The 12,793-nt window shown below is 36.6% G+C and carries 13 protein-coding genes and 1 pseudogene; all 14 read right to left on the bottom strand.

What is annotated here, in order from left to right; translation table 11 throughout:
• Positions 1-163: 163 nt before the first annotated feature.
• Positions 164-930: pseudogene (gene qcrC, locus DN389_RS00335) on the bottom strand (menaquinol-cytochrome c reductase cytochrome b/c subunit).
• Positions 931-973: 43 nt separating this feature from the next.
• The gene (gene qcrB / locus DN389_RS00330; RefSeq protein ID WP_000932700.1) at positions 974-1,648 is read right to left on the bottom strand and encodes a menaquinol-cytochrome c reductase cytochrome b subunit; all 675 of its coding nucleotides are present in this window, start codon (positions 1,646-1,648) and stop codon (positions 974-976) included.
• On the bottom strand, positions 1,649-2,161 hold the full coding sequence (gene qcrA / locus DN389_RS00325; RefSeq protein ID WP_001290419.1) for a menaquinol-cytochrome c reductase iron-sulfur subunit: 513 nt from the start codon (positions 2,159-2,161) through the stop codon (positions 1,649-1,651).
• Positions 2,162-2,304: 143 nt separating this feature from the next.
• Positions 2,305-2,760 carry a YpiF family protein gene (locus DN389_RS00320; RefSeq protein WP_000872168.1) on the bottom strand — a complete coding sequence of 152 codons (456 nt, stop codon included), beginning with the start codon at positions 2,758-2,760 and terminating at the stop codon, positions 2,305-2,307.
• A 154-nt stretch (positions 2,761-2,914) separates the two neighbouring features.
• Positions 2,915-3,451 (bottom strand): ReoY family proteolytic degradation factor, encoded by a 537-nt coding sequence (locus DN389_RS00315; protein ID WP_001095922.1) that lies wholly within the window; start codon positions 3,449-3,451, stop codon positions 2,915-2,917.
• 73 nt (positions 3,452-3,524) lie between these two features.
• Entirely contained in the window at positions 3,525-4,787 is a 1,263-nt protein-coding gene (locus DN389_RS00310) for a tetratricopeptide repeat protein (RefSeq protein WP_149236712.1), read from the bottom strand.
• Positions 4,788-5,138: 351 nt separating this feature from the next.
• Complete coding sequence (hisC, locus tag DN389_RS00305; RefSeq protein WP_098189737.1) at positions 5,139-6,251, bottom strand: histidinol-phosphate transaminase; 1,113 nt, start codon at positions 6,249-6,251, stop codon at positions 5,139-5,141.
• A 120-nt stretch (positions 6,252-6,371) separates the two neighbouring features.
• Positions 6,372-7,457 (bottom strand): 3-dehydroquinate synthase, encoded by a 1,086-nt coding sequence (aroB, locus tag DN389_RS00300; protein ID WP_149236711.1) that lies wholly within the window; start codon positions 7,455-7,457, stop codon positions 6,372-6,374.
• Positions 7,457-8,629, bottom strand: a complete 1,173-nt coding sequence (gene aroC / locus DN389_RS00295; RefSeq protein WP_001269357.1) for a chorismate synthase — start codon at positions 8,627-8,629, stop codon at positions 7,457-7,459. The genes aroB and aroC overlap by 1 nt, the downstream gene beginning before the upstream one ends.
• 273 nt (positions 8,630-8,902) lie before the next feature.
• Positions 8,903-9,349: a nucleoside-diphosphate kinase gene (ndk, locus tag DN389_RS00290; RefSeq protein WP_000415885.1), complete on the bottom strand. Its 447-nt coding sequence runs from the start codon at positions 9,347-9,349 to the stop codon at positions 8,903-8,905.
• A 124-nt stretch (positions 9,350-9,473) separates the two neighbouring features.
• Positions 9,474-10,436, bottom strand: a complete 963-nt coding sequence (gene hepT / locus DN389_RS00285) for a heptaprenyl diphosphate synthase component II (protein WP_000776074.1) — start codon at positions 10,434-10,436, stop codon at positions 9,474-9,476.
• A 45-nt stretch (positions 10,437-10,481) separates the two neighbouring features.
• Positions 10,482-11,195 (bottom strand): 2-heptaprenyl-1,4-naphthoquinone methyltransferase, encoded by a 714-nt coding sequence (gene menG / locus DN389_RS00280; protein WP_001187660.1) that lies wholly within the window; start codon positions 11,193-11,195, stop codon positions 10,482-10,484.
• A gap of 29 nt (positions 11,196-11,224) precedes the next feature.
• Positions 11,225-11,974 carry a heptaprenyl diphosphate synthase component 1 gene (locus DN389_RS00275; protein WP_046958922.1) on the bottom strand — a complete coding sequence of 250 codons (750 nt, stop codon included), beginning with the start codon at positions 11,972-11,974 and terminating at the stop codon, positions 11,225-11,227.
• Between the two features lie 212 nt (positions 11,975-12,186).
• Positions 12,187-12,756 (bottom strand): GTP cyclohydrolase I FolE, encoded by a 570-nt coding sequence (gene folE, locus DN389_RS00270; RefSeq protein ID WP_001151478.1) that lies wholly within the window; start codon positions 12,754-12,756, stop codon positions 12,187-12,189.
• Positions 12,757-12,793: the final 37 nt, after the last annotated feature.

The following is a 12,793-nucleotide window of genomic DNA, read 5'->3' as shown; positions in this document are numbered from 1 at the left end:
TTCTTCATTTCAATTACTTTCCACTTTATTTCTTCTGGGTAATGAACTCTTGTCGTCATACGAAAAAACACCTCCATTGAATTTGCATACTTAGTATGCGAATTCAGGAGGTGTTTTTTTCATGTACCACTATTCGGGTTCACTTCATAATGAGCAGGTTTTTTTATTTTTTATTATACTTAGCATGAATTCTGAAAGCTTCTTCAATTCCTCATCCGTACCTTTAAATACGCCTTTAGGCATTGAACCTTTTCCATCTTTCGCAATTTTAGCAATTTCTTCTGGCTTTAAAGTTAAATTTTGCAGTGCCGGTGCTGCTGCCCCGCCTTGTAAATTGTCACCGTGACATGTTAAACAAGTATTTTTTTGCATTAATTTATAGCCGTCATCATTTTTATCAACTGGTGCTGTTTTTACAATTGCTCCTTGTTTTTTTGCAGCTTCCCAGTCGTGGTGTGCTACAGATTCCCAAGTTAAAAAGATAATCGATGCAATTGCTAAAAGCATAAATCCAGTTGCTACAGGACGCTTCAATGGGCGTCTTTCTGGGCCTCGATCAAGAAATGGAGCTAACAGTAATGCGCCAAACGCAATCCCTGGCATAATAAACGCTCCAATTACAGTAAATGAACCAGAAGCATAAGAATACTTTAATAACTGATACAAGAATAAGAAATACCAATCTGGAAGTGGTATATATCCGGCATCAGTTGGATCCGCCATTCTCTCAAGTGGTGACGGATGCGCCACTGTTAAACATAAATAACCGATTAAAAAAACTGCACCAACCATCCATTCTTTTAACAAGAAGTTCGGCCAAAACGCTTCTGTTTTTCCTGGGTATTCAGAATAGTCTTTTGGAATATTTGGTTTCCGAGCTACTGGTACCCGAGAATCTCCTACAAACTTCATCCCTTTGCCTCGATGCATAATCTCCCTCCTTTAGTTCTTTCCCCTTTAATTTAGCAATCTCTTATAGCGGACCGGAAATACCTTGTTTGCGAATCATGATGAAGTGGAAGGCCATTAAACCTAGAAGTGCTGCTGGTAAGAAGAATACGTGAATAGCAAAGAAGCGAGTTAATGTTTGAGCGCCAACAATTTCGGAATGACCAGCGAGTAATGTTTTAATATAAGGACCAATGAGCGGCGTTTGCTCTGCAATTTGAATCCCTACTTTCGTAGCAAATAATGCTTTCATATCCCACGGTAATAAATATCCGGTAAAACCAAGACCTAACATAACAAAGAAAATAAGAACACCAACAATCCAGTTTAACTCACGAGGCTTTTTATACGCACCCTGGAAGAAAACTCTAAGTGTATGTAAAAACATCATTACAATGACGAGACTAGCGCCCCAGTGATGCATACCACGAACAATTTGCCCATATGCAACTTCATTTTGTAAATAATAAACCGATTCCCAAGCATTTTTAATATCAGGCACATAATACATCGTCAAAAACATTCCTGATAAAATTTGAATTACAGTAACGAAAAAGGTAAGTCCTCCAAAGCAATAAACGAATGCAGAAAAGTGATGTGCCGGGTTTACATGTTCAGGTACTTCATGATCAGCAATATCACGCCATATTGGTGTAATATCTAACCTTTCATCTACCCAATCATAAATTTTATTTAGCATCTACTTTGCACCCCCTTTTGGCTTCGCTTTGCCTAAATACAGCGTTCCATCTTTTACTTTGGACTCGTATACATCAAGCGGAGCAAGGGGCGGCGTACCTTTAATGTTCATCCCGTCTTTTGTGTAACGGCCCCCGTGACATGGACAAAAGAATTGATTCGGATGTGCTTTGTCCGAATTCCAGTTAACTGTACATCCCAAATGTTTACATACTGGAGAGAACGCAACAATGTCTCCGCTTTCATCTTTATGAACCCAAGCTGATTTTGGCTCTTCGGACTTGTACCAACCATCAACCTGCTTCACCTTAAAGTCGAAACGTTTCGGCTCTGTTGTAATATCCTTTACTTGTGCAACAGCAACCATATCCGTTCCCGCTTCTTTTCTTAACACCGGATCAAGCGCAAATCGCGTCATCGGCATTAAAATACCCGCTGCCATAAAGCCTCCTACCCCTGTAAGGGTGTAATTTAAAAACTGTCTTCTTGATACACGATGTTCTTTCTCGCTCACGAAAATTTCCCCCCTCTATCAGAAATTGTCCCCTCGTGATAAATTATATAAAAAATAAAAACTAGGACACTATCATGATATAATACGCTTAGGTACAGGTCAATATCATACTACTCATAATAATAAGAACTTTCTGTTTATTACTACTTTCCCCATTTTTCTTCTAACATCACCATTATATTTTTTATATGTGCATGAATAACTTCTCTTTTTGCTTGATCACTAAATTGTTCTAACGCTAATGAAGGAAACCAAAATAAATCTCCTTGTAACTCTTGCATATCTTCTTTCCATGAAAAATCACTTGTAACATAAGCAATATGCTTAAAACCTTGCTTTTGCAAATGATTTGTCCATTCTTGCAAACGACCTTTTTCATTTTTTTGACTTTCTACTAAATACGTAAATGCAGGTAGTAAAAGTACTCTTCCTTTATATTCTCTTTCCAACTCCATACTCAACAATTCGATAAATTCACCTTGTTCTACTACCATTTTCATTTCTTTTGCTGCCGAAATTGATAAAAGTGGTATAACACCAGTATCTACATACTCTCTTGCTTGCTCAAACTGCTCCACATCTTTTACACTCCATTTCAAATGTCTTCCCTCCCTTCATTTGTAAATGACAGAACTTTCACTTTATATATATTAAACCATACTAAAAGAGGTAAAAAAAGAAAAACTACCTATATTAAGGTAGTTTTTCTTAAAAAGTCTGAAATTTGTAAAATTTTATGAATCCAAATGAATTCTATAACATCTTTAACTCAGCTGTTAACTTATGAAACGCTTCCTTATCTTGCTTATCCAGCGCTTCATCAATTTGTTTCAAAAGACGTTCTCTTCTAAAAGAAAATACACTTTCTTCTAAAAATCTTTCTGCAAGTAAACGATCTTTTTCATTTACTTCAATATGCTTTGGTAAATACGGGTTTTCTTCTAATACAGCTACATAATTGGCATTTTGAAACGATGATTTAAAATTGAGTTGAATATAAATATCTTCATCTCGATTTAAACGAATATCATGAAACGATTTTTCAGCATCTGTTGTCATAACATTTTGTTTAAAAAAGTGAAACGGTGTGTCTTTCACACAATTCGCGGACATCACTAAACCACGCGGACAATATTTTGCATGCTCTACGAAGTGGACTTTATGCATCAATTGGTCATGACTCATTAAATAATTCAAAATCCATACGCATTCACGCTGTTTCAGTTGGTAATTATTCAAAAACCATTTTACAAAATCCTTCTTCTCGTTTACAGAAACAGGGGTATTCATAGCAATTAAGTCCCTCCTCTGTCTTTCTCTTTTCTTTTTAGATTCAAGAAGCGGTATTCAGTTTCCTTCCAACTTATGAAAAATCCTCTAAATTATATAACAATTCTTCAATATGAATTTGTGTCGGGTCTAGTTGTATTAACTGAGTAAATACTTCTTTCGCCTCTTTTCGCATACCTTCTTCCAATAAGAAATAACCGTACTCTTCCAAGAAGTCTGGATGATTCTTAAAAGAAGTATATGCACTTTCATAGTGTTTTAATGCATCCGAATACATTTCTAATTGTTTTTTTGCAAACGCAAGATCCCAAAGTAGTTGTGTATCTGGTTCTCCGCTATCAATCGCACGCTCTACAACTGCAATTAACTCTTCATATTTTTCCTGTTCTTTTAAGATATACGCATATTTTAATATCGCACCTAAATGTCCTGGATCTAACTCAAGCGCTTTTTGAAGCACTTCCTCTGCTTCCGCTATTTTTCCTAATTTTGCCGCAATGTTCGCTAATTCTACGTAAAATGGTACAGAAAGCTCATCTACTTTAATTCCTTCTTGAAGTGTTTCATAGCTTTCTTGAAGCATTCCTTCTTTTTCATAGCTTTTCGCCAAATACATGTAAAGCGATGCATACTCCGGATCTAATTCTTTTAGTTCTTGCCAAGCACCAATTGCTCTTTGGTATTCTTCACCTTGGTATAATGTGAAGGCATATCCAAATAATGAGTGGATATCTTTTGGTTCCTCTAAACCTGCTTCATAGTAAGAGATCGCTTCTTCCCAATTTCCAATCGCACTTAACGTCTCTGCGAGGCGAAGTGCAATGACAACACCACCCATGACTTTATGTTCTGCTAATAGCGACTCATAATGAGTGATTGCCTTTTGTTCTTCACCTTTACTACTATATAACTCTGCTAATCCAAACGTAATAACAGGTTCGTCAGGCATCATTTCTTTCGCCTTTAATAGTTTTTGTTCTGCTACATCATCGAAACCTTGCATTTGGAATAAATCTGCAACAAGTAATAACGATTGAACATATAAGTCATCATTTTCTGGAATATCATGAAGCACTTCAATCGCTTCATCTTCTTTGTCTAGATCAATATATAATTCTGCTAAAAATACAGTGAATTCACTTTCTTCCGGATACAATAAACGCAAGTCTTCTGTAATAGCTAACGCTTCATCCGTAAATCCAAGTGTATGATAATAGCGAGCGATATCATACTTCTCTTCATCATTCGCAATTTTTAATTGTTCTTTTAATAATTGTAATCCTTTTTCCGCTTCACCATTTTCAATATATGAAACAGCTTGTTCAAACTTTTGCATAAACGTCTCCTTTAATTCTAACAAATATTATTTTTCTGTTCATTTACCCCGATTGGTGCGGGCTAATAATCAGTGAGGGGATAAGCATCCCCTCACTGATTAAAGTTTCACTTTATCATAAGCAACTAGGTGTACGAACGCAACCTTTAGAATAAGCATACTTCTTCTTGTACTTTCACTCATAACGATTCGAATATGACACCGATACCGCATTACTACTTTCTATTGTACCGTTTTCTTTCATTACCGTGCAAATAACTTCCCTTATTAATTATTAACACGCACGGATCAAGCTTTACAGGCCTTCATTTAAATAAAAAAGACTCCTATATTAGGAGCCTTCACAAACTCTTAAGAGTATGTTTCTTCTTTCTTTACTTGCTCGTTTACAAGCTCTTTCAATAATTCTATAATTTCATCATTTTCCTCTTTCAAACCGACAGTAATACGAATACCATCATGTATACCAAATGCAGCACCAGAACGAACAATATATCCTTTCTTCATTAATCGTTCGAAAGCCTCATTACCAGGAATACCGAGTTTTAAGAAAATGAAATTTGTTTGAGATGGATAATAGAATACGTTATATTCCTTACAAAATGCGTAATATTGATTTAATCCTTCTTCATTTTTTTTCACACATTCTTGTAAAAATACTTGATCTTCTAATGCAGCGAGTGCTACAGCCTGCGCTACAGTCGATGTATTAAATGGTAACCTTGCTACTTCTAGCTGCCCGATTAAATTCGCATTACCAACCGCATATCCGATACGGAAAGCAGCTAAACCATATGCTTTTGAAAACGTGCGTAAAACCATAAGATTTTCATACTTTTCAAGAAGTGGTAATGTTTGCGGATAGTCTTCTGTCCCCGCATATTCATAATATGCTTCGTCCATAATAACGAGCGCTGACTTAGGAACTGATTCTAAAAATGAAAGTAAGTTTTGTTTCTCTACATATGTACCTGTCGGATTATTCGGGTTACAAATCCATACAATCTTCGTTTTATCATCTACTTGCTGTAACATCGCATCTAAATCGTGAATGCCATCTTTAAGTGATACTTCACGAACTTCTGCTCCTTCAATAACAGCATGGTGATGGTATTGCGAGAATGTTGGATTCGCCATTACAACATTTGTTCCTTCATGTAGTAATGCACGGCTAATCATTTGAATGACTTCATCTAATCCACTACCAAATAACAGTTGTTCTGCTTTGACACCTAACTGCTCTGCTACTTTTGTCCGAAGTTCAAATGCATATCCATCTGGATAAAGAGCGTATTGACTCGCTAAAGAAGTTAATGCTTCTGTTACGCGTGCTGAGCAACCGAATGGATTTTCGTTCGATGCTAATTTCACAATTTTTGATAATCCATATTCCCTTTTTACTTCTTCAATATTTTTCCCAGGTACATATGCTCTCAAAGTTAACAATTGCTCTTTCACTCTCATTTTTCTTCCCCCAGTCGTTTTATTCAATTCAATTACAATAAGGTTGTAATCTCTCACTGCAATCGTTTATCTTAACCGTCACTATTACGAGGATACCTTTAAACAAGCACTTCTTAGCTCTTAAACCATATCCTTTTGAAATGCCTCTAACGCAATATGAACAGTCTCATCTGGAATAGATACGACATTCACTACCCCATATTCCTGCATTAACACCATATGAATTGCTCCAGCGTTCGCTTTCTTATCTTGTTTCATTAATTGAACGAGACGCTCTACATTCAAATCACTTGGCATTTTTGGATATCCGTACTTTAAGAACCACTGCTTCATCTCTTCATAAGAAAGATTAACCTTGTACACTTGCTCACTTAAAAATAAGGCAAATAACATTCCAACCGCTACTCCGTCACCGTGAGTAATATTTCCATATCCTAGTTCTTTTTCAAGAGCATGGCCTAACGTATGTCCAAAGTTCAAATGAGCACGTACACCTTTTTCTGTTTCATCTTGCGATACAATGTTTGCCTTTACAGGAATTGCCTTCGTTAATATATGGATTAACTTCTCATCACGAAGATCCGCTAATGTTTGCACTTCTTCTTTTAACCAATGATACAGCTTTACATCACCAATAAGAGCGTGTTTTATCACTTCTGCATAACCTGAACGCCACTCTTTTTCAGGAAGAGATTGTAAAAAAGGCGTATGATATACAACTGCTTCTGGTTGATGGAATGCCCCTATCATATTTTTACCTAACAGGTGATTAATTGCTACTTTCCCACCTACTGCGCTATCGTGAGCTAATAAAGTCGTTGGAACTTGAACGAAGCGAATTCCACGCATAAACGACGCAGCAACAAAACCAGCTAAATCTCCAATCATCCCGCCTCCAAGTGCAATAATTAAAGAATTTCTATCTAATTTATTTTCAAGAGCTGACGTATGAGCCGCATAGAAATTTTCAAAAGACTTCTCTTTTTCGCCACTCGGTACGACAAATGAAAATACTTTTTGCTTTATTTGCAATGCATCTACAACTGTCTGTAAATGTAAAGTTGCAACAACTTCATCTGAAATGATCATGATGTTTGATACAGATGGCTGCATGTTTTGAATGATTGTTGTCAAATGTGACAACGATTCTTTTCCTACATGTACATCATATTCTTTTGATTTCGTTTGAATATGTATGTTTCCCATTAAAATCCCCTCGCATATTCATTATGTTTCTCAATATTTTCACGAATAAGGTCCATACGATCTAATCCGAATTGTTCTATTAAAGCTGTCGCTAATTCCCAAGCCACAACCGCTTCTGCAACGACACTAGCTGCTGGCACAGCACAACTATCTGAACGTTCAATGCTCGCTGTAAAAGGCTCTTTCGTTTCAATATCTACACTTTGAAGAGGTTTATATAGTGTAGGGATCGGTTTCATCACACCGCGCACAACAATTGGCATTCCAGTCGTCATACCGCCTTCTAATCCACCTGCATTATTTGTTCTTCGTGTATATCCATGTTCCTCATTCCACAGAATTTCATCATGAACTTCACTTCCCGGTCTATGCGCTGCTTCAAAACCAATTCCAATCTCGACGCCTTTAAAAGCATTAATGCTCATAATTGCAGCTGCTAATTTTGCATCCAGTTTTCGATCATAATGTACATAGCTACCGACCCCAATTGGCATTCCTTCCACAATCACTTCAACGATTCCACCTATTGAATCACCATTTGCTTTCGCATCATCAATTGCTTTCATCATTTGGTTACCTGCTTCTTCATCTAAGCAACGTACAGGTGATGCTTCTGTAATACTTTTTAATTCTTCAATTGAACTATACGTAATTTCCTGAGCCTCAACACCGCCAATTTCAATTACATGGCCCGCCACTGTAATACCAAGTTCTGCTAACACTTTTTTAGCAACCGCACCAGCAGCAACACGCACTGTCGTTTCGCGTGCTGAAGAACGCTCCAGTACATTTCTCATATCTCTATGACCATATTTAATCGCACCATTTAAATCAGCATGCCCAGGTCTTGGTTTTGTTACTTTCCTTTTCATTTCTTTTTCTTCTTGTTCCGTTAAAGGCTCTGCGCCCATAATTTTTGTCCAATGTGCAAAATCACGATTTTCAACAACAAGTGCAATTGGAGAACCTAATGTCTCTCCATGTCTAACACCACTTACAATTTGCACTTGATCTGTTTCAATTTGCATGCGTCTACCACGCCCATGCCCCTTTTGCCTTCTAGCTAACTCTTCATTTATATCATCCGCTACTAAAGGCAGTCCTGCCGGAACACCTTCTATAATCGTTGTAAGTTGTGGACCATGAGATTCACCAGCTGTAATATATCGCATACGTTATTCCTCTTTTCGTATATGTATTTATCCCGCTATATTAAGCAATGATATTATCTTTCCTTACTCTAAAAATATGAAAGTAATTATATATTTGATCAGCCATTCGCTTATTCTCCAATAGGCCTTTTACTTTACATATCAATATATCATAACAGCTCTAACTTCGTAACTAATTGCAACAAAAAAAGTGCAAGAAGAATACCCCTATTCTCCTTGCACTTTCTACTATTATCACAGTGATTAAAGCGTTTACAAATTATTTCAAAATAATTAGTAAATCCATTCATTCATTAATTTTGAGTAGTCAACTAATTCTTCTTCCTTAAAGAAAATAGCAATCTCGCGCTCTGCACTTTCTAACGAATCAGAACCATGGATAATATTTTTCGCAACAGTTACACCGAAATCTCCACGAATTGTTCCAGGAGCTGCTTCATGTGGTCTTGTTTTACCCATCATGTTACGAGCTGTATCTACTACACCTTCACCTTGCCATACCATTGCGAATACAGGTCCAGATGTAATAAAGTCTACTAATTCACCAAAGAAAGGTTTCTCTGTGTGCTCAGCATAGTGTTGTCCAGCAATTTCCGGAGTGACTTGCATTAATTTTGCACCAACTAATTGAAAGCCTTTTTTCTCAAAACGAGCTACGATTTCCCCAATGAAGGCACGTTGTACACCGTCTGGTTTTACCATTAGAAATGTTTTTTCCATAAAAAATCTCTCCACTTCTGAATTATGTATGTAATTGTATATCCCCACACACATATTAACACCCTTATCACAATTGCGCAATAGTTTTGAAATAGAGAGATTATTTTATTTTTTAGAAAAAACACTAAAATTTTCGTTTCCCAATATACTTTGCTACATTTTGTAATGCATACTTCGCTTGTCCACGCGGAAGTGGTTTTATGATTTCTAATGCTTTATGTAAATAACGTTCACTAAACGCAAATGCTTGATCAATAGCGTCACTATTTTTTACAGCCTCAATAATTTCTTTCATTTCGTCCGCTGTTGTATTTTCATGTACAGATGTGATTTTCTTACGAAGCACGGGATCTTCCATAGCGTATAGGGCAGGAAGCGTAATATTCCCTTGTAACAAATCACCACCAGCAGGTTTTCCAAGCTTCTCTTCTGTGGAAACGAAGTCTAAAATATCATCAATAATTTGATACGACATTCCTACAAAATACCCATACCAAAATAGTCGATTTACCGTATCACGATTAGCGCCAGCAGCAATTGCTCCTAGTTGACAACTCGCAGCAATTAATAATGCTGTTTTTCGCTTTATTCTTCTTAAATACGTTCGTAAATTTTGGTCATAATTGTACTTATCTTTAATTTGTTCAATTTCACCTTTACACACTTCTAAAATGGTATGCGATAGCGCCTGATGCGCCTCTGGAATTTCGATATTTGTTATACATTCAAGAGACTTAGCGAACAAATAGTCCCCTGTATACATTGCAATACGATCTCCCCATTTCGCATTCACAGTTGCACTACCACGTCGTAAAAATGCAGCATCAATAACATCATCGTGAACAAGAGAAGCCATATGAATAAGTTCTAACGCAACAGCTACATGCTTAATTGCATCTAACTTATAATCTCCAAATTTTCCCGCAAGCAACACAAATACAGGACGAATTCGCTTCCCACCAGCTTCAATAAGTTGTAATGCCGCCTCTTCTACCAATGGCTGTTCAGAAGCAACTGTCTTTTTTAATTCTTTTTCTATCACATTAATATCCGATCGTAAAAAAGAGTACATAAGTTGTAACTTCATATTGTTCACCTTAACCTAAAACTTCTTTTTTCTTTTTTCTATTTTCTATTTTGATTCTGGTTTCATACCTAAATGCATCGCTGCTACCCCAAAAGTAAACGGCTTCACTTGTACACGTTCAAGTCCAGCTTCTTCAAACATATGAGCCAATTCTTTCATACCCGGGAATGTACTAGCAGATTCTTGCAGCCATGAATATTCTTTAAAACTTTTCGCAAATAACTTTCCAAATAACGGCATGATATATTTAAAGTATAAAATATATCCTTGTCGAAAACCAATCATTGTTGGTTGAGATGTTTCTAAACAAATTACTTTTCCACCTGGTTTTACTACACGCGTCATTTCTTTTAATACGTGCATATAATCCGGTACGTTACGTAAACCAAATCCAATCGTTACATAATCAAATGTGTTATCTTCAAATGGAAGTTCCATTGCATTCCCGTGTAAAAGTTCTACTTGTTTTAATTGTAACGCCTCCACCTTTTGCTTACCGACAGATAACATATTTTCACTGAAGTCTAAACCAACAACCTTGCCCTGTTCACCTACCGCTCCAGCTAGCGCAATTGTCCAGTCCGCTGTCCCGCAGCATACATCGAGAGCCTTGTTACCTGGTTTTACATCCATAATGCGCATCGTCTCTTTACGCCACGCTTTATGTCTTTGAAAACTAATGACAGAATTCATCACATCGTATTTATCAGAGATTTTCTCAAATACATCATGTACTCTTTCTTCTTTTGATTGTTGCATGCTCGTACCTTCTTCCAATGTAAAATTGCTTATGTCTTCGATCTATCTCTTAACACAGAGTTTATTTCACTTATATCTGTGTGGTTTTCCAAAAATTGATTTTCTTTCTTTCTGAGTTCCATCATCCATCCATGAATAACTCTTTCTGCCTCCGCTTGATCCTTCGCAATCCCTTGAACTGCTTGAAAAACAGGTGAATGTTGTTTTTCAGCATGCAGTTCACATTCTTTTTGAAGACGGTTTTTTCCTAGTACATACGTTATAAATGGCTTCCAATGCGATAAATGAAAATGATCACATGTTTTTTGCAAGAGTGCAGACTCAATCGTTACTACACTTTCCATTATGTCATCCATCGTTTCATGCGCTTTTTGATATAACATTATTTTGTGTTCATTAATTTCTTTAATTCCTTCAGCAAGCGCACGAATTAAAACAATATCACGATTCATAGACAGTAAGTAATAATATAACCCGCTATAGTAATCACCAGCAAGCACTGTTAACTGGCGACGTTTATGCGATTCATTTGCTTCTTCCCCTGCTTTATTTGATACTCTTTCATGTGTATCAAGCGCAATTTGCACAAGCATAATCGTTACTACATAATGCTCAATTTGTTCTATATGTAAATTTTCACTTTTTAAAGCACCATATAACAATGCTATTTTTTCTTCATCAATAAATGGTTCTTCAATATAGTTTATAAAATAAGGATGGCGTAATTTCTCCATCAATTTCTCTCTTATACCCGCATACCCTCCGTAGATGTCACACACAAAAATCACCCTTGTTTTCTAATTCATAAAACTTATTATAACACATACATTCTATTTTCTATAACCAAAACTTGGCTACTCTTTCCAAACTTCCACCGAACTAAATAACATCTTCCATTCTTTTTAGTAGTCTTTCTATTCTCACTCTGCCTTGCTAAAACTATATCATTTATTTACATAAAAAAAAAAGAAAAGCAGTTTCCTACTTTTCTTTACTTTGTTTTAATAAAAGATAAAATTTCACTACGTGCCGCTGCATCATTTTCTAACACACCACGTACTGCTGTTGTTACAGTTTTCGCGCCCGGCTTTTTCACACCACGCATCGTCATACACATATGTTCCGCTTCTACTACTACCATTACACCATGCGGTTCTAGTACTTCCATAATAGAGTTCGCTACTGTTGATGTAATACGTTCTTGCAGTTGTGGACGACGTGCAATTGTATCTACAGTTCGAGCTAATTTACTTAACCCTGTCACTTTTCCGCCTTGCGGAATATATGCAACGTGAGCAACTCCATAGAATGGAACTAAATGATGCTCACACATCGAATAAAACGGTATATCTTTTACTAGTACAAGCTCCTCGTGATCTTCTCCGAACACTTTATGCAAATGTTCTTTCGGATCTTCATGCATACCCGCGAACACTTCTGCGTACATTTTTGCCACACGCTTTGGTGTATCAAGTACTCCCTCACGATTTGGGTCATCTCCGATTGCCTCTAAAATAAGGCGTACTGCATGTTCAATTTGTTCTAAATTAACTTTTGCCATCCGCTAGCCCTCCCGAAAACCTAAAAGTGATACGAAC

The sequence above is a fragment of the Bacillus sp. AY3-1 genome, from assembly GCF_008368785.1.
GTDB lineage: Bacteria > Bacillota > Bacilli > Bacillales > Bacillaceae_G > Bacillus_A > Bacillus_A wiedmannii.
The sequence above is the reverse complement of the archived record's forward strand: the minus strand, read 5'-3'. Positions and strand labels throughout refer to the sequence as shown.

Coding starts and splice junctions, on each gene's coding strand:
- ndk (WP_000415885.1), bottom strand. CDS start 9,349: ATGGAAAAAACATTTCTAATGGTAAAACCAGACGGTGTACAACGTGCC.
- hisC (WP_098189737.1), bottom strand. CDS start 6,251: ATGAGAGTGAAAGAGCAATTGTTAACTTTGAGAGCATATGTACCTGGG.
- folE (WP_001151478.1), bottom strand. CDS start 12,756: ATGGCAAAAGTTAATTTAGAACAAATTGAACATGCAGTACGCCTTATT.
- aroB (WP_149236711.1), bottom strand. CDS start 7,457: ATGGGAAACATACATATTCAAACGAAATCAAAAGAATATGATGTACAT.
- aroC (WP_001269357.1), bottom strand. CDS start 8,629: ATGCGATATATTACAGCTGGTGAATCTCATGGTCCACAACTTACAACG.
- qcrB (WP_000932700.1), bottom strand. CDS start 1,648: ATGCTAAATAAAATTTATGATTGGGTAGATGAAAGGTTAGATATTACA.
- menG (WP_001187660.1), bottom strand. CDS start 11,195: ATGCAACAATCAAAAGAAGAAAGAGTACATGATGTATTTGAGAAAATC.
- DN389_RS00315 (WP_001095922.1), bottom strand. CDS start 3,451: ATGAATACCCCTGTTTCTGTAAACGAGAAGAAGGATTTTGTAAAATGG.
- DN389_RS00310 (WP_149236712.1), bottom strand. CDS start 4,787: ATGCAAAAGTTTGAACAAGCTGTTTCATATATTGAAAATGGTGAAGCG.
- hepT (WP_000776074.1), bottom strand. CDS start 10,436: ATGAAGTTACAACTTATGTACTCTTTTTTACGATCGGATATTAATGTG.